20 protein-coding genes and 1 other RNA gene are annotated in these 22,185 nt (G+C 63.1%); 16 read left to right on the top strand and 5 right to left on the bottom strand.

Translation table 11 applies throughout. The annotated features are described in order from the left end of the window. Positions 1-17: 17 nt before the first annotated feature. Together nudC and FAA86_RS08885 are read right to left on the bottom strand one after the other, a co-directional pair. Positions 18-977: an NAD(+) diphosphatase gene (nudC, locus tag FAA86_RS08890; protein ID WP_136539870.1), complete on the bottom strand. Its 960-nt coding sequence runs from the start codon at positions 975-977 to the stop codon at positions 18-20. Continuing rightward, on the bottom strand, positions 974-1,381 hold the full coding sequence (locus FAA86_RS08885; RefSeq protein ID WP_136539868.1) for an HIT family protein: 408 nt from the start codon (positions 1,379-1,381) through the stop codon (positions 974-976). Before FAA86_RS08885 ends, nudC begins: the two co-directional genes overlap by 4 nt. Before the next feature lie 93 nt (positions 1,382-1,474). Between FAA86_RS08885 and ffs the strand changes: the two genes are divergently transcribed. The 3 genes from ffs (at position 1,475) to FAA86_RS08870 (ending at position 3,904) form a co-directional block, all read left to right on the top strand. Beyond that, an RNA gene (gene ffs, locus FAA86_RS08880) (signal recognition particle sRNA small type) lies at positions 1,475-1,571 on the top strand. 80 nt (positions 1,572-1,651) lie between these two features. Continuing rightward, entirely contained in the window at positions 1,652-3,532 is a 1,881-nt protein-coding gene (locus FAA86_RS08875; protein WP_136539866.1) for a DNA polymerase III subunit gamma/tau, read from the top strand. A 48-nt stretch (positions 3,533-3,580) separates the two neighbouring features. Next, entirely contained in the window at positions 3,581-3,904 is a 324-nt protein-coding gene (locus tag FAA86_RS08870; RefSeq protein WP_113458161.1) for a YbaB/EbfC family nucleoid-associated protein, read from the top strand. Between the two features lie 37 nt (positions 3,905-3,941). Here FAA86_RS08870 and FAA86_RS08865 read toward each other — a convergent pair whose 3' ends face one another. Together FAA86_RS08865 and FAA86_RS08860 are read right to left on the bottom strand one after the other, a co-directional pair. Then, the gene (locus FAA86_RS08865) at positions 3,942-4,832 is read right to left on the bottom strand and encodes an alpha/beta hydrolase family protein (protein WP_136539864.1); all 891 of its coding nucleotides are present in this window, start codon (positions 4,830-4,832) and stop codon (positions 3,942-3,944) included. 79 nt (positions 4,833-4,911) lie between these two features. Beyond that, complete coding sequence (locus tag FAA86_RS08860; protein ID WP_136539862.1) at positions 4,912-5,532, bottom strand: MOSC domain-containing protein; 621 nt, start codon at positions 5,530-5,532, stop codon at positions 4,912-4,914. 55 nt (positions 5,533-5,587) lie between these two features. On the opposite strand from FAA86_RS08860, the gene recR reads away from it, so the two are divergent. Together recR and FAA86_RS08850 are read left to right on the top strand one after the other, a co-directional pair. Then, the gene (recR, locus tag FAA86_RS08855) at positions 5,588-6,193 is read left to right on the top strand and encodes a recombination mediator RecR (RefSeq protein WP_113458158.1); all 606 of its coding nucleotides are present in this window, start codon (positions 5,588-5,590) and stop codon (positions 6,191-6,193) included. Between the two features lie 23 nt (positions 6,194-6,216). Beyond that, positions 6,217-7,479 (top strand): lytic murein transglycosylase, encoded by a 1,263-nt coding sequence (locus tag FAA86_RS08850; RefSeq protein WP_136539860.1) that lies wholly within the window; start codon positions 6,217-6,219, stop codon positions 7,477-7,479. A 9-nt stretch (positions 7,480-7,488) separates the two neighbouring features. Here the strand turns inward: FAA86_RS08850 and FAA86_RS08845 are convergent, their stop codons facing one another. Next, the gene (locus FAA86_RS08845; RefSeq protein ID WP_136539858.1) at positions 7,489-9,123 is read right to left on the bottom strand and encodes an MFS transporter; all 1,635 of its coding nucleotides are present in this window, start codon (positions 9,121-9,123) and stop codon (positions 7,489-7,491) included. A gap of 242 nt (positions 9,124-9,365) precedes the next feature. Here FAA86_RS08845 and rimP point away from each other — a divergent pair, with 242 nt between their 5' ends. The 11 genes from rimP to FAA86_RS08790 all read left to right on the top strand — a co-directional run bounded on the left by rimP (position 9,366) and on the right by FAA86_RS08790 (position 22,160). Next, positions 9,366-9,962 carry a ribosome maturation factor RimP gene (gene rimP / locus FAA86_RS08840; protein ID WP_113458283.1) on the top strand — a complete coding sequence of 199 codons (597 nt, stop codon included), beginning with the start codon at positions 9,366-9,368 and terminating at the stop codon, positions 9,960-9,962. Between the two features lie 56 nt (positions 9,963-10,018). Beyond that, on the top strand, positions 10,019-11,635 hold the full coding sequence (gene nusA / locus FAA86_RS08835; protein ID WP_113458155.1) for a transcription termination factor NusA: 1,617 nt from the start codon (positions 10,019-10,021) through the stop codon (positions 11,633-11,635). After that, entirely contained in the window at positions 11,632-12,318 is a 687-nt protein-coding gene (locus FAA86_RS08830) for an RNA-binding protein (RefSeq protein ID WP_377344247.1), read from the top strand. Before nusA ends, FAA86_RS08830 begins: the two co-directional genes overlap by 4 nt. A gap of 101 nt (positions 12,319-12,419) precedes the next feature. After that, entirely contained in the window at positions 12,420-15,074 is a 2,655-nt protein-coding gene (gene infB / locus FAA86_RS08825; RefSeq protein WP_113458153.1) for a translation initiation factor IF-2, read from the top strand. A gap of 158 nt (positions 15,075-15,232) precedes the next feature. Further along, the gene (rbfA, locus tag FAA86_RS08820; RefSeq protein WP_113458152.1) at positions 15,233-15,637 is read left to right on the top strand and encodes a 30S ribosome-binding factor RbfA; all 405 of its coding nucleotides are present in this window, start codon (positions 15,233-15,235) and stop codon (positions 15,635-15,637) included. Positions 15,638-15,651: 14 nt separating this feature from the next. Then, the gene (truB, locus tag FAA86_RS08815) at positions 15,652-16,581 is read left to right on the top strand and encodes a tRNA pseudouridine(55) synthase TruB (protein ID WP_136539854.1); all 930 of its coding nucleotides are present in this window, start codon (positions 15,652-15,654) and stop codon (positions 16,579-16,581) included. Between the two features lie 150 nt (positions 16,582-16,731). After that, the gene (gene rpsO / locus FAA86_RS08810; protein WP_113458150.1) at positions 16,732-17,001 is read left to right on the top strand and encodes a 30S ribosomal protein S15; all 270 of its coding nucleotides are present in this window, start codon (positions 16,732-16,734) and stop codon (positions 16,999-17,001) included. 314 nt (positions 17,002-17,315) lie between these two features. Beyond that, positions 17,316-19,460: a polyribonucleotide nucleotidyltransferase gene (gene pnp / locus FAA86_RS08805; RefSeq protein ID WP_136539852.1), complete on the top strand. Its 2,145-nt coding sequence runs from the start codon at positions 17,316-17,318 to the stop codon at positions 19,458-19,460. A 75-nt stretch (positions 19,461-19,535) separates the two neighbouring features. Further along, the gene (locus FAA86_RS08800; RefSeq protein WP_136539850.1) at positions 19,536-20,552 is read left to right on the top strand and encodes a class I SAM-dependent methyltransferase; all 1,017 of its coding nucleotides are present in this window, start codon (positions 19,536-19,538) and stop codon (positions 20,550-20,552) included. 114 nt (positions 20,553-20,666) lie between these two features. Then, a complete protein-coding gene (locus FAA86_RS08795; RefSeq protein ID WP_136539848.1) occupies positions 20,667-21,689 on the top strand; it encodes a helix-turn-helix domain-containing protein in 1,023 nt (340 codons plus the stop codon). 207 nt (positions 21,690-21,896) lie between these two features. After that, positions 21,897-22,160, top strand: coding sequence for a helix-turn-helix domain-containing protein (locus FAA86_RS08790; protein WP_113458146.1), 264 nt, complete (start codon positions 21,897-21,899; stop codon positions 22,158-22,160). Positions 22,161-22,185 lie beyond the last annotated feature (25 nt).

Here is a 22,185-nt window from a genome sequence, read left to right as displayed (position 1 = left end):
CATAGGTGGGAGACGGCTCAGTGCCGCCATTCGAACCAGTCCTCGATCAGCCTGCGGGCGATGGTGCCCTGGATCGGTAGCGACCGCCCGTCGTATGAGCCTTCCGACAACATGGCGCCGATTTCCTCGCGGGTGAACCAGCGGCAATCCTCCAGTTCCGTCGTGTCGAAAGTGATATCGACGGTGGTCGCCTCGCCATAGCAGCCGATCATCAGCTGATGCGGCATCGGCCAGGGTTGCGAGGCGTGATAGCGGACGCGGCCGACGGTGATGCCCGATTCCTCGCGTGTTTCGCGGCGGACGGCGTTTTCGATCGTCTCCCCCGGCTCGACGAAGCCGGCGAGCGAGGAATACATGCCGGCCGGAAAGCGCGGGCTTCTGCCCATAAGGCAGCGATCCTGCTTCTCATCGACGACCAGCATGATCGCGACCGGATCGGTGCGCGGAAAAATCTCGTGGCTGCAGGCGGTGCATCTGCGCTTGTAGCCGCCGATCAGGGTTTCCATCGTGCCGCCACAACGGCCGCAGAACTTGTTGTCGGCATTCCAGCGCAGGAGGCTGAGCGCCTGGGCGACTTCGCCCAGCAATTCGTCCCCGACGAGGGCGTCGCGAAACAGCGCGCGGGGATCGGCCGGCTTGTAATGAGCGGCAAGTGCTTCCGGTGCCACATTGACAGGCACGGCGAGACGCGGCTCGCCCGAGGCCTGATGGCCGAGCAGGATGGCGTCGTCGAATTTCGGCTGAAGATCGACCAGTTCGTAAGGGGCGAAGAGCGGGTCCAGAACCTGGCCGTCGTGTTTGAGGACGAGCTGGGTGCCGGAGAAGGCAAGGATATGGGTGCCCTCGACCTTCAGCGCCGTTTCGAGCGTGGTCTCGTCGCGATGCTCGCTGTCACGGTCGAGCTTGTTGCCGGAGAAGGCCGTGAGTTCGCTGGGTTCGAGATGGGGAGCACGATTGAGGAAAATGGAATTCTTCATTGGAATGCTTCAAGGATCCTGTTCTTCATCGCCTGAAAGGTCTCTTCCTGATAGGGAATCGGCTTCTCGAAGCCCCAGATCGGGCCGGGCCAGTTCGGGTCGTTCTCGAAGCGTGCCACGACATGGACGTGGAGCTGACGCACGATGTTGCCAATCGCGGCGATATTGATCTTCTCCGCGCCCGTCGCCTTCTTGAGTGCCGCCCCCACCGTCACCTGCTCGAAAGTCAGGACGGCCTGATCGAGCGGAGTCAGATCGAAGATCTCCGAGACATCAGGCCGCTGCGGCACGAGGATCAGCCAGGGCCAGCGGCTATCCCTTGCCAATCTGAGGTCACAGAGGCCGAGTTTGAGGATCGACTCGCTGTCTCGGCCAAGACGCTCATCCAGGATGAAGGGCTGCACGGTGTTTCTCTCCGAAATGCTTTGACCAAAGGCTAGCAGTTTTTTTGGCGCTTGGCTTGCATTTGGCGACGTTATTGCCGATATGTCTCCTCGGGAGGTTGGTGGTGGACGAGCCACTCGCCAACCGGGTCAGGTCCGGAAGGAAGCAGCCCTAACGAGCGCGGCACGGGTCATCGTGCCAGCCTCCCACCTCATCTTCATTTCCGGCCTTTGTTTCCAACACGGGCCGTGCCATGCCCGGCTGCGGGCGACGGGGAAGCTGGCAACGCGATGAGCGATTTCGAGCCGACTGCAGAGGCCAAGCCCGCCCCCGGCGGCTACCGCGTTCTTGCCCGCAAATATCGCCCCAAGGATTTCACGGACCTGATGGTCGGCCAGGAGCCGATGGTGCGGACGCTGACCAATGCGTTCGAAACCGGCCGCATTGCGCAGGCCTATATGCTGACCGGCGTGCGCGGGGTGGGCAAGACCACCACGGCCCGCATTCTGGCGCGTGCGCTGAACTACAAGACACCAGAGATCGACAAGCCGACGATCGACCTTCGCATCCCCGGCGAACACTGCCAGGCGATCATGGAAGGCCGGCATGTCGACGTGATCGAGATGGACGCCGCCTCGCATACGGGTATCGATGACATCCGCGAGATCATCGAGCAGGTCCGCTATCGCCCGGTGTCGGCGCGCTACAAGGTCTATATCATCGACGAAGTGCACATGCTCTCCACGGCAGCCTTCAACGGCTTGCTGAAGACGCTCGAAGAGCCGCCGGAGCATGTGAAGTTCATCTTCGCAACCACCGAAATCCGCAAGGTTCCGATCACCGTGCTTTCTCGCTGCCAGCGCTTCGACCTGCGCCGGATCAGCGCCGGCGATCTCGTCGGGCTGTTCTCGACGATCGCATCGAAAGAAGGCATCGAGGCGGAGGAAGAGGCGCTGGCGATGATCGCGCGTGCGGCCGAAGGCTCGGCGCGTGACGGCCTCTCGCTGCTCGACCAGGCCATCGCCCATGGTGGCGGCATGGTGCATGCCGATGCCGTGCGCGCCATGCTGGGTCTTGCCGACCGCGCCCGTATCGTCGACCTCTTCGAACACATCGTGCGTGGTGACGTGACGGCAGCGCTTTCCGAATTCGGCAGTCAGTACGAGGCGGGTGCCAACCCGACGGTGGTGCTGACCGATCTTGCCGACTTCACCCATCTGGTGACGCGGCTCAAATACATCCCTTCCGCAGCCCAGGATCCCTCGCTGTCCGAGGTCGAGCGCGTGCGCGGTGCAGAACTCGCCGACAGCGTGGCCGTGACCACCTTGTCGCGCATGTGGCAGATGCTGCTCAAGGGCATTCCGGAAGCCGAGGCCTCGTCGCGACCGGCAGGGGCTGCCGAAATGGTGCTGATCCGGCTGGCGCATGCCGCGCATCTCCCCTCACCCGAAGATGCCGCGCGACGCCTGCTCGAGCTCTCCAATGGCGATGGCGGAGCAGAGCGTGGGCCATCCTCACCCCGTCCGAACGGCGGCGGTGGCGGTGCCTCGATGGCGATGCGGGTGCAGGCCGTGGGACAGCCCGCGCAAGACAGCGGCGCGCGTCCGGCGATGAGCCAGCCGGTTGCCCATCTGCAGAGCGTGCCGGCGGGCGATGCGCTGCCTCAAGCCCTGGAGCGGCGAGAGCCCAAGGTCGAGGAAGCACCGATCCCCGGCGTTCGGGTCGAGACGCTTGATGATATCGCTGATCTCTGCACCAAGAACCGCGCACCCGTACTCAGGGCGCAGCTGCGCCAGTTCGTGCATCTGGTGAAGATCGAACCGGGCCGACTGGAAATCCGGCTGGAATCGCAATGCCCGCCGACGATTGTCAACGAGCTGAAGATGAAGCTCAGCGAATGGACGGGCATCAACTGGTGGGTGACGCTGTCCAACGAGGCCGGTGCGCCGACGCTGGTCGAAGTCGAGAAGTCGACGCGCGAGGCGCGTCTCGTCGATGCACGGCAGGATCCGGATGTGGCCGCAATCCTCGCCCGCTTCCCCGGCGCCAAGGTGACCGACGTCCGGATCAAGGCGGCGGCGATCGAGGATGACGACATCGTCGCGGCCCCGCCGGCAGCGGCCGAATCCGCCGAGGGCGACATCCTGCCGGGCGATGACATCGAATTCTAGGGCTCAGCGCCCTTCCACGAAATAAGACAACAATCCAAGGAGACGGTTATGCGCGACATCATGGGCATGATGGGCAAGGTCAAGGAAATGCAGTCGAAGATGGAGAAGATGCAGGCGGAAATCGCCTCGCTCGAAATCGAGGGCAAGTCCGGCGGCGGCCTGGTCACCGTGGTGCTGACCGGCAAGGGCGAGATGCGCAGCCTCAAGATCGATCCGTCGCTCTTCAAGGAAGACGAAGTGGAAATCCTCGAAGATCTGATCGTCGCCGCCCACAAGGACGCCAAGGACAAGGGCGAAGCCCAGGCGCAGGAAAAGATGGCGGCGCTGACGGCCGGCATCCCGCTGCCGCCGGGCATGAAGTTCCCGTTCTGATCAAACAGTTCTTTACCAAGGAGGGTGATCGGGTCTGTCAGAGATAGACCCGATTGCCCCACGGATTTTCTCCGTCGCGCAGGAAGTTGAGGCTCTGGCGCCAGAAGCGATCCTGATGGCGGGCGTGAAAGAGATCGAAGTGGCCGACCCGGCCGAAGCCGAGGTCTTGTGGTGCGAGAAGCACCTTGGTCACCGCGGCGCGGCGGTAATAGCGCATGGCCCGATTGACAGCCTTCGGGGTCGCGAATTCATCATCCGACATGGTGACGCTGAGGATCGGGCACGTGACGCTGGCGAAGCGCTCGCGCATGGCTTCGGCAGCGTCGCTTGAGAGCCCCTGCTCCGCCCTGCCCTGCTGCAGCCCCCAGCCATAGGCGACCCCTTTCGGCAGATCCTCGAGCCAGCCCAGGCGCTTTCCCGGGAAATGCCCGATGGCGAGGGTGATCGCGGGCATGGCGACATGCCATTTGAGGACAAGCGGCAGGCGCCGCGCCGGCAGATAATCACCCCAATAGCCATATTGCCCCCCGACGGAGAGCATGGCCGTGACCCTGTCCATGCTTTGCGAATAGCCAGGCAGGAAACCGCCGATGCTGTGGCCGACGACAAGGACCCGTCCCGTCTCGTCTTCCTGCAGGGCGTGTCGCAGGGCAGCGTCGAAATCCTGCTCTCCCCATTGTCGCCAGGTGAAGGTCGAGCCCTGCAAGCTTGTCGGGCGAGAGAGCCCGATGCCACGATAATCATGGGTCAGCACCGAAAAGCCGTTCGCAGCAAGGTAAGCAGCGTAGCGGTGATAATAGCGGGCGTGGACGCCGGTGGCCGGGTTGACGATGACGGTCCCGGTCGGCGTCACTCCCTCCGAACGCCACCAGTGGCCCGTCAGCCGGACACCGTCGGCGGCCGTCAGTTCTATCTGTCTTGGCTCCATCATTCCTCCAGGCGGGCGGCATGATGGCGAGATGGCTCGGCCTGGTAAAGCCGGCCGCTTTACCACCTTCGGCGGAGGCTCACATCTCGCCGGCGCGGATCGCGTCCTTCACCTTGTAGTGGACCGGAGCCGCCAGATAACGGGCGCGATCGGTGTCGCTCAGCCTGCGGCCGAAGGTTGCCATCATCTCGCGCATGGTGACGCGGTCGCCGCTCCAGGGCTTGAACTCGACGGATTGGCCAGCCTCGACCATGCCACCCTGCAGCACGCGCGCATAGGCGCCCGGCCTGGCGGCGCGGGTATAGCGCTTGACGAAGGTCGGCTCGCCCATCTTCGCGGCGAAGGTGGCGCAGGGGATGCGGGCAGAGGTGATCTCGAGCAGGACCTCGCCGATCGCCAGCCTGTCGCCGGCGGCCAGCATGGCGCTTTCCAGGCCCTCGATGACAAGGTTCTCGCCGAAGGTGCCGAAGGGCAAATCCCGACCGAGCTCGGTCTGCCACCAGTCGAGATCGATGGAGCCCTCGATATAGACGGCCTGGTCGACGCCGCCATGATGCTTGCGGTTGAGGATCGCGTCGCCGACGAGCCCTTCGGCATCGACCATAACAGGACCCTGGATGGCGAGCTTGTTGATGCCCGTCTTGTATTTCTTCCCCGGCAGGATTTCGGGTCGACCGAGGCAGACGGCGAGGATTTTCATGTGACGCACCCTTCGGCGATTCCGTTCGCCGTCTATATGGGCTAGAAACGCCGCCATGGCAAAACGAGTCACCGGACCCGAAATCGAGAAACTCATCCAACTTCTGGCGAAGGTGCCGGGGCTTGGACCCCGCTCTGCACGGCGTGCGGCGCTGCATCTCATCAAGAAGAAGGACCAGCTCCTAGGACCCCTGGGTCACGCCATGGGCGAAGCCTATGACAAGGTGAAGATCTGCTCCTGCTGCGGCAATGTCGACACGGTCGATCCCTGCACGGTCTGCACCGATGTGCAGCGCGACCAGTCCGTGATCATCGTAGTCGAGGATGTCTCCGATCTCTGGGCGCTGGAGCGGGCTGGCGCGATGAATGCCGCTTACCACGTGCTGGGCGGCACGCTGTCGCCGCTCGACGGGATCGGACCCGATGATCTCAACATCAAGGGGTTGATCGACCGGGTGTCGAAGGGCGGGATCCGCGAGATCATCATCGCGGTCAACGCGACCGTCGAGGGACAAACCACAGCACACTATATAACCGACCACCTGACGGGGCTCGACGTGAAGATCACACGGCTCGCCCATGGCGTGCCTGTCGGTGGCGAGCTCGATTATCTGGACGAGGGCACATTGTCTGCGGCGCTGAGGGCGCGGACGGCGATCTGACAGTATTCCGGGAGGAAAGATCGATGGCACGACTTCGAAAGCCACTGCGCTGGCTGCTGACCACCGTTTCACTCGTTCTGGCAGGAGGCCTCGCTTCACCGGCCGCAGCCGTCTCGCGCAGCGCTGTCGAGGCGCAATTCCGGCAATGGATTGCCAGCGATCTCTGGCGTGCCGCCCAGGAAGGCGGGATCAGCAGGCAAGTGTTCGACAGGACCCTTCGGGGCGTAAAGCTCGATTGGGACCTTCCGGATCTCGTGCCGCCCGGCACCGAGCCGCCGAAGGAGCGGACGCAAAGCCAGGCGGAGTTCAGCTCACCGGCCTCCTATTTCAACGAGAAGCGCCTGCAGGGACTGGCCGCAACCGGCCGAAACCTCGCCAGTCAGCATGCGTCGACGCTGCGCAAGGTCGAGGCGACCTATGGCGTTCCAGGCTCGATCATCGTCGCGATCTGGGGACGCGAGTCCGGCTATGGGCGGGCGAAGCTTCCCCATTCGGCCATCGACGTTCTGGCGACCAAAGCCTTCATGTCGACGCGCAAGCCGATGTTCCAGCAGGAGCTGATCTCGGCGCTGCATATCGTCGAAAGCGGGGATGTGAGTGCCGACCGGCTGATGGGTTCCTGGGCCGGCGCACTGGGGCAGCCGCAATTCATGCCGGGCAGCTACCTCAAATATGCCGTGGACTTCGATGGCGACGGCAAGCGCGATATCTGGAACTCGGTGCCGGACACGCTGGCATCGATCGCCAACTATCTGGTGAAGAGCGGCTGGCAAAGGGGCCGGGAGTGGGGCTACGAGATCACCATTCCTGATGGCGTTTCCTGTGCGCAGGAAGGGCCGGACAGGGCAAAGCCCGTCTCTGCCTGGGCAGACGGCGGCCTCACGCGCATTTCCGGCCGCGCATTTCCCTCGTCGGAAAGCTCGCAGCCGGCGATGATGCTGGTGCCGGCCGGGACCTATGGCCCGGAATTCCTCGTGACGCCGAATTTCTACGTGCTCAAGGAATACAACAATTCCGATCTCTATGCGCTGTTCATCGGCAATCTCGCCGACCGGATCGCCTATGGCGGCGGTGCCTTCAAGGCATCCTGGGGCGATGTCGGCAAGATGCTGCGCTCGGACGTGCTCGCCATGCAGAAGGCCCTGGTGGCACAGGGCTATGACGTCGGCAAGGTCGATGGCCTGCCCGGCTTCAAGACGCGCCGCTCGCTCGGCGAATGGCAAGCGAAGAACGGGATGAAGCCCACCTGCTATCCAAGCGCGGATCTCAAGGCGAAGCTGCGCTGAGCCTCCGTCTCAGTGATGGTCGATATGCGGCTGATGGAAGACGTCATCGGCCGGCGGGATGGCCTGGCGCTCGATCATTCGGTGCACCTTGGGCGGCCGATCGCCGCGATGGAGTTCGAGCAGGCGGTCGGTGATCTCGGCATCGGCCTTGGTGCGCCGCTGATTATGGCGGACGTAATCGACCCAGGTCGGCACGTGATAGGTTTCCGTCCAGATGTCGGGATTTTCGAGATCCCGCATCAGCGCCCAGTTGCGGGCGCCATCGCGCAGCCGGATGCGGCGGCGCTCGACCATGACGCGCAAGAATTCCGGCACGTCCTCGTCGGCGATCTCGAAATCGACATGGATGACGATCGGACCGCTGCGGGGGCGGATGTCGAGCCTGAGGGATGGTTCGTTGAACCGGTTCAAGGGATCGAGGTCCAGCGTGGCGAAGGCCGGCATGGGCAGGAAGAGGCCGATGAAGACGCCGACCATCATCAAGAGGCTGGACGCGACCAGAGCCTGACCCGAACCGTAATTCTCGGCGACACTGCCCCACAGCCAGCTGCCGGTCGCCATGCCGCCGAAGGTGGCTGTCTGGTAGAGCGACAGGGCACGGCCGACGACCCAGCGGGGGGTCGAGAGCTGCACGACCGTGTTGAAGAGCGAAAGCGCGAGCACCCAGCAGGCGCCGGCGACCATCAACGCGAGTGCTGTGATCCAGATCGAGGTGCTGATGCCGGTGACGCCGGCGGCAACCGCGAAGCCGGCGAAAGCGGCGCGGACGATATCCTCACTCGAGAGAAGTTCGCGGGCACGCTGGTTGGCGAAGGCGCCGAAGATGGCGCCGAGACCAAAAGCGCCGAGCAGACCGCCGAAGGTCAGCGGACCGCCGATCAGCTGGTCGCGCGCAACGATGGGGAGCAGCGAGAGGATTGCCGTGGCCGTGAGACCGAAGACGAAGCCGCGGAAGAGAACCTTGCCGAGATTGGGCGACATCGCGACGTAGCGCAGACCGGCGGCAATCGCCGAGCCGAGCTGCTCGCGTGGCAAGGGGTTTTTCGGAATGTTCGGACGCCAGCGGATGAGCGCGTAGATGATGGCGAAGTAAGAGAGCGTGTTGACGGCGAAGGCTGCCGCGGCACCGGCGGCTGCCACGATCATACCGCCGATCGCCGGCCCGACGCTGCGGGTGATGTTGAAGCCCATGCTGTTCAGCGAGACGGCTGCGGGCAGATCACCGCGCGGGACGATGTCGCCGACCGAGGCCTGCCAGGACGGATTGTTGAGCGCCGTGCCGCAGCCGATCAGGAAGGTGAAGGCAAGAAGCGCCCAGGGCGTGATCAGATCCAGGAGGGCGAAGAGCGTCAACAGCGCCGAGACCAGGATCATGAAGAGCTGAGCGGCAATCATCACCCGGCGGCGATCGAAACTGTCGGCAATGGCACCGGCAATCAGCGAAAGCAGCATAATCGGGCCGGTGTTGGAGGCCTGGACCAGCGCGACCATGTTTTCCGAGGTCGAGATCGACGCCATCATCCAGGCGGCACCGACGCCCTGGATCAGTCCGCCGAGATTGGACGAGATGCTGGCAAGCCAGATCCGGCGGTAAGCCTCGTTGCGGAGTGGCAGGAGGGGCGAGCGACGTTCGTTCGGAGACATGTCTGAAACTTTTCTGTCCGCAACCGGATCCGGTCACGTCTGCGGTGGGTGAGAGCTTGCCTTGCGCAACGCCTGAATGGCAAGTTTGTTTTCGACCCTTCCCGAAAAGCTTGCAAAAGTCGGGGTGGTCGGCTATATCAGCTTCAAATTCTTGATCGACAGATGAAGGGTGGGCCCGGAAGGACCCGCTCTTTTTTATTGGCGATCGCAGCCAATCGGGAGTAGAACGATTGTCCGAAGACATGCCGAAGCCGGAACCCGGCGAAGCACGGATCATCATCGAGACGGGCCTTGACCGTCGGATCGCCGAAATTATCGAGCCCGTGCTCGTCGCGATGGATTTCAAGCTGGTTCGCGTACGCATGATGAACCAGAACGGAATGACGCTGCAGATCATGGCAGAACGCACCGACGGCACGATGACCGTCGAAGATTGCGAAGCCGTATCGATGGCGATTTCGCCGGTTCTCGACGTCGAGGATCCGGTCGACAAGGCCTATCATCTGGAAGTGTCGTCGCCGGGCATCGATCGCCCGATGGTTCGCAAGTCGGATTTCAGCCGCTGGCAGGGACATCTGGTGAAGTGCGAAACCTCGATTCTGGTCGACAATCGCAAGCGCTTCCGCGGCAAGATCACCGATGTGACCCAGGACGGGTTCACACTGGAACGCGATCAGGTGGCCTATGGCGAGGAGCCGAAGGTGACGATTCCCTTCAACACGCTCGCTGAAGCCAAACTCATTCTGACGGACGATCTGATCCGGGATGCGCTGCGCGCCGACAAGCTCGCCAAGGCGCAGGCCGCGAACCAGAACGACGAAGACGACAGCGAAGAATAACGTTTGACCCAAGACCTCGCGGCCAGGCGCCCGGGGGTGAAGACGGAGACCTAAACATGGCAGTCAGTGCTAACCGGCTCGAGCTCTTGCAGATCGCAGATGCCGTTGCCCGTGAAAAGGTGATCGACCGCGAAATCGTGCTCGCCGCCATGGCCGACGCGATCCAGAAGGCTGCCCGTTCGCGTTACGGCACGGAAACGAACATCCGCGCCGACATCAACTCGAAGACCGGCGAAATCCGCCTGCAGCGCCTCCTGGAAGTGGTCGAGAAGGTCGAGGACTATTCGACGCAGATCGCGCTTGAACTGGCTCGTGACCGCAATGTCGACGCCAAGCTCGGCGACTTCATTGCCGACCCGCTGCCGCCGATGGACTTTGGCCGTATCGCTGCCCAGTCGGCCAAGCAGGTCATCGTGCAGAAGGTGCGCGAAGCCGAGCGTGACCGCCAGTTCGACGAATTCAAGGACCGCGTCGGCGAAATCGTCAACGGCACCGTCAAGCGCGTCGAATACGGCAACGTCATCGTCGACCTCGGCCGTGGCGAAGGCATCATCCGCCGTGACGAAATGATCCCGCGGGAAGCCTTCCGCTATGGCGATCGCGTCCGTGCATACGTATATGATGTCCGTCGTGAGCAGCGTGGTCCGCAGATTTTCCTCTCGCGCACCCATCCGCAGTTCATGGTGAAGCTCTTCACCATGGAAGTGCCGGAGATCTACGACGGCATCATCCAGATCAAGTCGGTGGCCCGTGATCCGGGTTCGCGCGCCAAGATCGCCGTCATCTCGAACGATAGCTCGATCGATCCGGTCGGCGCTTGCGTCGGTATGCGCGGTTCGCGCGTTCAGGCCGTTGTCGGCGAGCTTCAGGGCGAGAAGATCGACATCATTCCGTGGAGCCAGGATCCGGCTTCCTTCATCGTCAACGCCCTGCAGCCGGCAGAAGTCGCCAAGGTCGTTCTCGACGAAGATGCAGAGCGGATCGAAGTCGTGGTTCCGGACGAGCAGCTGTCGCTGGCCATCGGCCGCCGCGGTCAGAACGTCCGCCTGGCTTCGCAGCTGACCGGCTGGGACATCGACATCATGACGGAAGCCGAGGAATCGGAACGCCGTCAGAAGGAATTCAACGAGCGCACGAACCTGTTCATGGACGCGCTCGACGTCGACGAGATGGTCGGCCAGGTGCTGGCATCGGAAGGCTTCGCCCAGGTCGAGGAAGTGGCTTACGTCGATCTCGACGAAATCGCTTCGATCGACGGCTTCGACGAAGACACGGCGCAGGAAATCCAGACCCGCGCTCGCGAATACCTCGAGAAGATCGAGGCCGAAATGGATGCCAAGCGCCGCGAACTCGGCGTGGCCGACGAATTGCGCCAGATCGACGGCATGACCTCGCAGATGATGGTCGCGCTCGGCGAAGACGGCATCAAGACGATCGAGGACTTCGCTGGCTGCGCCGCGGACGATCTCGTCGGCTGGAGCGAGCGCAAGGACGGCGAGACGAAGAAGTTCGAGGGGCTGTTCTCGAAGTTCGACATCTCGCGTGCCGAAGCCGAAGCCATGGTCGTTCAGGCGCGCCTCGCAGCGGGCTGGATCACCGAGGAAGACCTCGCGGCCGAAGCCGAAGCAGCTGAAGCCGAACTCGAAGGCGAAGAAGCCGAGCAGGCCACGTGATGGCCGCGCAGACGCCCGACGCGACGGGGGCCGAAGACGACTTCGACCTCTCCGGCGTGAATGGACGGATGTGCATCGTCACCCGCGAGAGCGGATCGCCGGAGACGCTTCTGCGTTTCGTGGCGGCACCCGACGGGACGATCGTCCCGGATTTGAAGCGGGCGCTTCCGGGTCGGGGCTGCTGGGTCAGCCCCAGCCGCGAGGCCGTCGACAAAGCCGTGGCGAAGAAGCTCTTCGCCCGGGCGCTGAAACGGGATGTGAAGGCGGATCCGGACCTTGGGTCCGTGGTCGACCGCCTCCTGGTCGCGCAGCTGATCGGCATGATGAACATGGCGCGCAAGGCCGGCCAGTTCATCAGCGGTGCTGCGAAGGTCGAGGCGGCCGTGCGGAGCGGCGAAGCCATTGCAGTCTTCCATTCTCTGGATGCTGCACCAGATGGCGTGAGAAAGATCGACCAGGCCCGCAAGGCCTGGCACCTCGGAACGGGGGCAGAGGCGGAGGTTCCCGCCTTTCACCTTCTGACCGGGGCGGAATTGGAAGAGCAGATGGGCCAGAATGCTTTTATCCATGCTTGCGTGCTTGCAGGGCAGGCAGGTGAGGGTGTAGTGAAGCGCGCAACTCTGCTCGAAACCTATCGCGGCCTTCAGCCGCAGGTATCGGGCGCTGGCCCGAAATCACAATGACGCGGTCACCGGCACAGGTCGGCCTCCGTGGTTTAGGACAGTATGTGAACGGCGTGGCCTGATGCTCGGCATCCGGCCCCGCTCGAAGGAACGGGAACGGAATGACCGACAACAAAGACGACAAGACAATCGGCGTGAAAAAGACTCTCACCCTGAAGCCCTCGGGGATGAGCCAGGGTACCGTGCGCCAGGACATGGGGCGCGGCCGTACGAAGTCGGTCGTTGTCGAGACGGTAAAGCGCCGCCCGACCCGCCCACTCGACGAAAAGCCCATTACCCCCATCGCAGCACCGGCCGCCCGTGCTCCGGAAGCCCCTGCTCCGCAGGCACAGCGTCCGGCTCCGGCACAGCCGTCGGCTCCGGCCGCACGCGTTCATCAGCCGGCTCCGCAGCCGCAGCGTCCGCAGCCGCCGCGTCAGCCCGAGCGTCCGCGTGGCGCCGTTCTGCACGACCTGTCGGCCGGTGAAATGGAAGCCCGTCGTCGCGCCCTGATCGAAGCTCAGGCCCGCGAAGTCGAAGAAGCCAAGCAGCGCGCCATCGATGAAGAACGCCGCAAGGCAGAAGCCGCGGAAGCTGCCCGTCTGGCCGCCGAAGAGGCTGCTCGCCGCGCACTGGAACCGAAGGTCGAGGCTCCGGCTGAACCCGAGCCGGCTCCGGTGGCGGCTGCTCCGGCAGCGCCTGCGCGTCCGGCCGCTCCTGCAGCACCGTCGGCTCCGGCTTCTCCGGGCTTTGCCCGTGGCCGCAAGGCAGACGACGAGGACGACGATCGCGGCCCGCCGCGCGGCCTTCCGGGCCGTGGCAAGGTCGCGGCCCCGGCTCCGGCGAAGGTCCCTGCCCGTCCGAAGGCCGAGGAAGATCGCCGTCGCGGCAAGCTGACGGTCACCAGCGCTGCCGTCGACGACGAAGGTGGCGCATCGCGCGGCCGTTCGCTCGCCTCCATGCGCCGTCGCCAGGAGAAGTTCCGCCGCAGCCAGATGCAGGAAACGCGCGAAAAGGTCATGCGCGAGGTCATCCTGCCGGAAACGATCACTATTCAGGAACTGTCGCAGCGCATGTCCGAACGCGCCGTCGACGTCATCAAGTACCTGATGAAGGAAGGCCAGATGATGAAGCCGGGCGACGTCATCGACGCCGACCTCGCTGAAATCATCGCAACCGAGTTCGGCCATACCGTGAAGCGCGTTTCGGAATCCGACGTCGAAGAAGGCATCTTCAACGTCAAGGACGACGAAGGCGAACTGGTCACCCGTCCGCCGGTCGTGACCATCATGGGTCACGTCGACCACGGCAAGACCTCGCTGCTCGACGCCATCCGCAAGGCGAATGTCGTAGCCGGTGAAGCCGGTGGCATCACGCAGCATATCGGTGCCTATCAGGTCGAACAGAACGGCCAGAAGATCACCTTCATCGACACCCCCGGCCACGCCGCGTTTACCGCGATGCGTGCCCGCGGCGCCCAGGCGACCGACATCGCGATCCTCGTGGTGGCGGCCGACGACAGCGTGATGCCGCAGACGATCGAATCGATCAACCACGCCAAGGCGGCCAACGTGCCGATCATCGTGGCGATCAACAAGATCGACAAGCATGAGGCAAACCCGGACAAGGTTCGCCAGCAGCTTCTGCAGCACGAAGTCTTCGTCGAATCCATGGGTGGTGAAGTGCTCGACGTCGAGGTTTCGGCGAAGAACAAGCTCAACCTCGACAAGCTGCTCGAGGCCGTGCTTCTGCAGGCTGAAATTCTCGACCTGAAGGCCGACCCGAAGCGTACTGCCGAAGGTACCGTCATCGAAGCGCAGCTCGACCGCGGCCGTGGTGCTGTCGCGACCGTCCTCGTTCAGAAGGGCACGCTAAAGCCCGGCCAGATCATCGTGGCCGGCGATCAGTGGGGCCGTGTCCGCGCGCTCGTCAATGACAAGGGCGAACACGTCAAGGAAGCGGGTCCTGCCATGCCGGTCGAGATCCTCGGCCTGTCGGGTACGCCTGCTGCCGGCGACAAGTTCGCCGTGGTCGAGAACGAGAGCCGTGCTCGCGAGATCTCCGAGTATCGTCAGCGTCTCGCCCGCGACAAGGCAGCTGCCCGCCAGTCGGGTCAGCGCGGTTCGCTCGAGCAGATGATGAGCAAGCTGCAGGATACCGGCTTCAAGGAATTCCCGCTGGTCATCAAGGCCGACGTGCAGGGTTCTGTCGAAGCGATCGTTGCAGCCCTCGAAAAGCTTGGCACCGACGAAGTTCGGGCTCGCATCGTTCATTCGGGTGCAGGCGCGATCACGGAGTCTGATATCTCGCTCGCCGAGGCCTCCAACGCCGCGATCATCGGCTTCAACGTCCGTGCCAATGCTCAGGCGCGCACCGCGTCCGAGCGTGCCGGCATCGAGATCCGCTACTACAACATCATCTACGATCTGGTGGATGACGTGAAGTCGGCGATGTCGGGCCTGCTCTCTCCGGAGCGTCGCGAAACCTTCCTCGGCAATGCCGAGATCCTCGAGGTGTTCAACATCACGAAGGTCGGCAAGGTCGCCGGTTGCCGCGTCGTCGAAGGCAAGGTGGAACGTGGTGCAGGCGTGCGCCTGGTGCGCGACAACGTCGTCATCCACGAAGGCAAGCTCAAGACGCTCAAGCGCTTCAAGGACGAAGTCTCGGAAGTGCCGATGGGTCAGGAATGCGGTATGGCCTTCGAAAACTACGAAGACATCCGCGCCGGCGACACGATCGAGTGCTTCCGCGTGGAGCACATCACGCGTACGCTCTGATCTCAGGCGTTTCGAACCCAAGATCTCTTCGGGCGCCGGATTTTCCGGCGCTCGCTGTTTATGGAGATCGCGATCTTCGGCACCAACCGAACCCAGAACACAAAGCATGACCTGGACGGACAGATCTCTGGCCGCCGCATGCGAAAGGCAACGAGACCATGACCAAAGCAACCTCATCGGCACCTTCGCAGCGCATGCTGCGCGTCGGCGAGCAGGTGCGCGCCGCCATCACTCAGGTCCTGCAGCGCGGCGAAGTCCGCGACGACCTGATCGAAAAGACGGTGATTTCGATCTCCGAAGTCCGCATGTCGCCGGACCTGAAGATCGCGACCGCCTATGTGACGCCGCTCGGCGTCAAGGACCATGACAGCGTGATCGCCGCGCTGAACAAGAACGCCAAGTTCATCCGCGGACGGCTGGGCAATCAGCTGCGCCAGATGAAATATATGCCGGAAGTGCGTTTCCGCGACGATACGAGCTTCGACAACTACCAGAAGATCGATGCGCTGCTGCGCTCGCCGGAGGTCCAGCGCGACCTCGGCTCCGATGACGATCAAGACTGAAGAAAAGATCCCAGATGTCCAAACCCCGCAAGCCGAAGGGCCGCCCGATCTCGGGCTGGCTGATCCTCGACAAGCCGGTCGATTTCGGTTCGACCGAAGCCGTCGGCAAGATCAAGTGGCTGTTCAATGCCCAGAAGGCCGGCCATGCCGGCACGCTCGATCCGCTCGCCTCCGGCATGCTGCCGATCGCGCTCGGCGATGCGACAAAGACCGTCCCTTACGTCATGGACGGTCGCAAGATCTACGAATTCACGGTGACCTGGGGCGAGGAGCGTTCGACGGACGATCTGGAAGGCGAGGTCACGCAGAGCTCGGACAAGCGCCCGAGCGAAGAGGCGATCCGCGCGCTTTTGCCGAATTACACCGGTATCATCAGCCAGATCCCGCCGCAGTTCTCGGCGATCAAGATTGCCGGCGAACGGGCCTACGACCTTGCCCGTGACGGCGAGACGGTTGAAATCCCCTCGCGCGAAGTCGAAATTCACCGCCTGACGCTGCTCAATTGCGAAGCGGACAAGGCGCATTTCGAAGTGGAATGCGGCAAGGGCACCTATGTGCGCTCGCTGGCGCGGGACTTCGGCCGCGAGCTGGGCTGCTATGGCCATATCTCGTCGCTCCGCCGCACCTTCGTGGCCCCCTTCGCCGAGGAAATGATGGTGCCGCTCGCCGAGCTCGTCGCCCTCGAGGCGATCGAAGACCGGGATGCGCGGCTCGAGGCGCTCGACGCCTTCCTGGTCGACACGGCCGAGGCGCTGTCTTCCCTGCCGCAGCTCAGGATCACCGACGACCAGGCGCATCGCCTGCGGATGGGCAATCCGATCATCCTGCGTGGGCGCGATGCACCGGTCGCCGAACCGGAAGCCGTGGCGCTTGCCGGCGGCAAGCTGATTGCCATCGGCGAGATCGCCGGCGGCGAATTTCATCCGCGCCGCGTCTTCGCCTGACCCATCCCGCCGCCTACTCTTTCCTTTCTTCAGGGAATAGAGTATAGGCGGCGGCAGCTGGCCCTTCGGGTGCCCGCATTCACGGCCAATGCTGGACGACATCCCGGCGTTTGGCGTCTTTTGTTTCCCGTTATCCAGAAAGGATTTCCGATGTCGATCACTGCAGAGCGCAAGGCTGCCCTCATCAAGGAATACGCAACTGCCGAAGGCGACACCGGTTCGCCGGAAGTCCAGGTTGCTATCCTCACCGAGCGGATCAACAACCTGACCGAACACTTCAAGGGTCACAAGAAGGACAACCACTCGCGTCGTGGCCTTCTGACCATGGTTTCGAGCCGCCGTTCGCTTCTCGACTACCTGAAGAAGAAGGACGAAGGCCGTTACACGAAGCTGATCGCCAGCCTCGGCATCCGCCGCTAAGGACTTCCCGGCGGACCTTCCTCGACGAAGGTCCGCCGGTTGCCTTTCCGGGTCAGGCATGAAGACCCGCGACCGGTTCCGCGCGATATTCGCCCGGGACGAACGACAGGCCGGATGGGCCGGATCTGTCGACGACAACCGATGACCTGTCATGGGGCAGGATTGTTGGACGCTTCCGCATCCTTGAGGATGCAATTGCGGCAGGCGCCGCACCAGAAGCCTCCCACTGTCTTGCCCGTGATGCGTCAGCACATTGCAGACCGACCGACCCTGCCTCATCGGCAGGAGGAACGTCCGCATATGAAGGACAAGATATGTTTGACACGCACAGCGTCGAAATCGAGTGGGCAGGCCGCCCGCTGAAGCTGGAAACCGGCAAGATCGCCCGCCAGGCAGATGGTGCCGTTCTCGCGACCTATGGTGAGACCGTGGTTCTCGCCACCGTCGTTTCGGCCAAGGCGCCGAAGCCGGGTCAAGACTTCTTCCCGCTCACCGTCAACTACCAGGAAAAGACCTATGCCGCCGGCAAGATCCCGGGTGGCTATTTCAAGCGCGAAGGCCGTCCGTCGGAAAACGAAACGCTGGTTTCGCGCCTGATCGACCGTCCGATCCGCCCGCTCTTCCCGGAAGGCTACAAGAACGACACTCAGGTCGTCGTCACCGTCATTCAGCATGACCTCGAGAACAACCCCGATATCCTGTCGATGGTTGCCACCTCGGCCGCGCTCACGCTTTCTGGTGTTCCGTTCATGGGCCCGGTCGGTGGCGCCCGCGTCGGCTACATCAACGGCGAATACGTGCTGAACCCGCATCTCGACGAGATGGACGAGTCGGTTCTCGACCTCGTCGTTGCCGGCACGCAGGACGCCGTTCTGATGGTTGAGTCCGAAGCCAAGGAACTCAACGAAGACATCATGCTCGGCGCCGTCATGTTCGGCCACAAGGGCTTCCAGCCTGTCATCGACGCGATCATCAAGCTCGCCGAAGTGGCTGCCAAGGAGCCGCGCGAATTCGAACCGGAAGATCATTCCGCTCTCGAAGCCGAAATGCTCTCGATCGCCGAAACCGAACTGCGCGCAGCTTACAAGATCACCCAGAAGGCCGATCGTTACGCCGCAGTCGACGCCGTCAAGGCCAAGGTGAAGGCACACTTCTTCCCGGAAGGCGAAGAGCCGAAGTACACGAACGAAGTCGTTGGTGCCGTCTTCAAGCACCTGCAGGCCAAGATCGTTCGCTGGAACATCCTCGACACCAAGAGCCGCATCGACGGTCGTGACCTGTCGACGGTTCGCCCGATCGTATCGGAAGTCGGAATCCTGCCGCGCACGCACGGTTCGGCCCTCTTCACCCGCGGCGAGACCCAGGCGATCGTTGTCGCCACGCTCGGCACCGGCGAAGACGAGCAGTATGTCGACAGCCTGACCGGCATGTACAAGGAACGCTTCCTGCTGCACTATAACTTCCCGCCCTACTCGGTCGGTGAAACGGGTCGCATGGGTTCTCCGGGCCGTCGCGAAATCGGTCACGGCAAGCTCGCCTGGCGCGCCATCCGTCCGATGCTGCCGTCGGCTGAACAGTTCCCCTACACGCTGCGCGTTGTCTCCGAGATCACCGAGTCGAACGGCTCGTCCTCGATGGCCACCGTTTGCGGCACCTCGCTCGCTCTGATGGACGCCGGCGTTCCGCTGGCCAAGCCGGTTGCCGGTATCGCCATGGGCCTGATCCTGGAAGGCGAACGTTATGCCGTTCTCTCCGACATCCTCGGTGACGAAGACCACCTCGGCGACATGGACTTCAAGGTCGCGGGTACTGCCGACGGCATCACCTCGCTGCAGATGGACATCAAGATCGCCGGTATCACCGAAGAGATCATGAAGGTCGCGCTTGCCCAGGCCCAGGGCGGCCGCAAGCACATCCTCGGCGAAATGGCGAACGCCCTTTCGGAAAGCCGTGGCCAGCTTGGCGAATTTGCTCCGCGCATCGAAGTGATGAACATCCCGGTCGACAAGATCCGTGAAGTCATCGGTTCGGGCGGCAAGGTCATCCGCGAAATCGTCGAAAAGACCGGCGCCAAGATCAACATCGAAGACGACGGCACCGTGAAGATCGCCTCGTCCTCCGGCAAGGAAATCGAAGCGGCCCGCAAGTGGATCCACTCGATCGTGGCTGAGCCGGAAGTCGGCGTGATCTACGAAGGGACCGTTGTGAAGACCGCCGACTTCGGCGCCTTCGTCAACTTCTTCGGTTCGCGTGACGGCCTCGTGCACATCTCGCAGCTCGCTTCCGAGCGCGTTGCCAAGACCTCCGACGTCGTCAAGGAAGGCGACAAGGTCTGGGTCAAGCTGATGGGCTTCGACGAGCGCGGCAAGGTTCGCCTGTCGATGAAGGTCGTCGACCAGACCACCGGCCAGGAAATCGTTGCCGAGAAGAAGAAGGAAGACGGCGAAGCCGCTGAATAAGCGGTCGTCGTACCCGATCCGAGGCGCGGGAGAATTCCCGCGCCTTTTTTGTTCGCCGAGAGAGAAGACCGAGCCATGAGCCGCGAGACCCTGAAGACCCTGTTCCACCCCTTCGTGACGGAAGCTGTCGCCCTGCCGGAAACCGGAAGCCGCTATCTCTTCCTCGGTGCGGAAGCCGGCTTTGCGAAACCCGAGGGCTTTGCCGCCGAGCTCACCGTGGTGCAGGATTTCCGCCCGGAATTCCGGCGTCTCGAGGCAAGCCATCTGCAGCCGGTTCCAACGGTGGACGGCGATGGGTATGACGGCGCGCTGATCCTGTGCGGCAAGCACAAGGGGGTCAACGAGGATCGCGTTGCCGAGGCGCTTCAGCGCGTGAAGGCAGGCGGGATCGTCTTAATCGCCGGCGCGAAGGAAGACGGGATCGTTTCCGTGCGCAAGCAGCTCGATCGCCTTGGTCTCGAGCCTCAATCCACGCCGAAATACCACGGTGTCGCCGTCTGGTTCACCGTGCCTTCGGAGGTCGCTTCGCTGCTTTCGGTGCTGGCAGCGAAGCCCGTGATGGTCGACGGTCGCTTTGAAACGCGCTCCGGCCTCTTCTCTCACGCCCATGCCGACGAGGGTTCCGAGCTGCTCGCCAGCCGGTTGCCGACGAATTTCGACGGCAATGCCGCGGATTTCGGCGCAGGCTGGGGCTATCTCTCGGTCATGCTGGCCGAGGCTGCGCCGCGCACCAACCGCATCGACCTGTTCGAAGCGAGCCACGAGGCGCTGGAGCACGCCAAGCGCAACCTCGCGAAGAACTGCCCCGACCTGACGGCGCGTTTCTTCTGGCAGGATCTCACCACCGAGCCACCGAAGGAAAAATACGATCTCGTCATCATGAACCCGCCGTTCCACGAGGGACATGCTGCAGAACCGTCCATCGGCGCTGCCATGATCAAGGCGGCGGCCGAATCCTTGCGTGGTGGTGGCGATCTGTTGATGGTCGCAAACCGCGGCCTGCCCTACGAGCCGGTGCTCGCACAGCATTTCAAGCAGCATGGCGAAGTCTGCCGCAATGCCCGCTTCAAGGTGCTTTGGGCCAAGCGCTGACGCGCGCGATCGTGAACGGCGAGGCCGAGGCTTGCCTTATTGCGGCCTCGACTCTGGGACGCCATTGACTTAGCATCTGACGCCATCAGCTTCACTTCTGGCGCCAGCGGTCTCATGCCTCCTCGGAATCTCACCGATGAATTGACCACCGTGGCCGGCCTCGCCTCGGCGGTGGTCGAGCATGCCCAATCCTATGGCATCGACATAAAACCCATCTGCAAGGCGCTGGAGATCAATCCCGACGTTTTCCAGAGCCTGACCGCCCGGATCAGTCTGGACCGCCTGTGCCGGCTTCTGGAGGCCTGCGCGCTGCTGGCCGACGATGAAGCCTTTGCACTTACCAGCGTGCCAAGATACGAGGCAGGATCGACCGGCCCCTTCGGCTATGGCCTGATGGCCGCGCCGACCGGCCTCGACTTCGTGCGCTTCCTCGACGACCACATCCAGTATGCGACCCATACCAGCTATTCGCGGCTGACACTCGACGAGAACGGTGCCCATCTCGCCTGGACGTTTGCGCCTGTCATCGTGAAGCGGGACCAGTATGTCGATATGTCCGTCGGACTGGTCATGCAGCGGGCCAAGGTCTTTGCAGGCGCGGAAGGGGTCGAGATCGAACTGGAGCGCCCCGCCCCGCGAAATCCCCACCCCTTCCGGCAATTGTTGGCGCGTCGGCTGCGGTTTGGGGCGCGGATGAATTCGGTCCATTTTCCACGCGGCTTCCTCGAAGCACAGAACCCGACGGGCGACCGCCGGCTGTTCGAACTCATGGATCTGCAGTGCCGCAGTCTGCGGCCGGCGCTGCCGGAAAAGGCTGCCGACTTCATGGACCAGGTGCGGCGGTATCTGCTGCTGCATGTCTCCGACGAAGAGTTTCCGCTCTCGGCCATCGCACCGCATTTCGGCATGTCCGAGCGGACATTCCAGCGGCGGTTGGCCGCTCAGGGGACCAGCCTCAACGAATTGCGCGACGGGATCCGCAAGGAGGTGAGCTTTAACCTCCTGACCGAGAGCGAGCTGCCGATCTCCGAAATCTGCTACCGGCTCGGCTATTCCGCCCCGAGCGCCTTCACCCGATCCGTGACGCGCTGGTTCGGTTCGACACCGACCGAGGTGCGCGAGCGGAAATCGGCTTGAGACTTTGGTGAGGTTGACAGGGAGCGGATGATCGTTCCTAATGCTCCTATCCAATCGCCCCGCACGTTGTCGCTGCCGCTGTTTTAGCGCCTGCGGATAAAACTTTGTCGCCCGCGGTGAACGACCTTCCGATATCCTCAATGGTATCAGCGCCGCCTGACGACATGGCGAGGCCATGACGCTTTTCTCCTTGCGGCAAAGATCATCATGAAAACCGATACCATGCGGGCAATCGGACAAGAGCCGAGTTTCTCCGCGCTTACAGATCGTGAAATCCGCTGTCTCCAGCTCGTCGCTGAAGGCAAGCGGTCAGAAGAAGCAGCGAATGTTCTGGTGTTGTCGCGCGAAGAGGTGAACCAGGCGCTTGTGAGTGCCCAGGAAAAGCTGGAAGCCAGCAACCTGATGCATGCGGTGAGCCTCGCCATGCTGATCGGCGTTATCGATCACACCGACCCCCATCAACCGAAGTAAGCCGTACTCCCACGGCTGGCGGACC

The organism is Rhizobium rosettiformans W3 (genome assembly GCF_004912135.1).
Classification (GTDB): domain Bacteria; phylum Pseudomonadota; class Alphaproteobacteria; order Rhizobiales; family Rhizobiaceae; genus Allorhizobium; species Allorhizobium rosettiformans.
The sequence above is the reverse complement of the archived record's forward strand: the minus strand, read 5'-3'. Positions and strand labels throughout refer to the sequence as shown.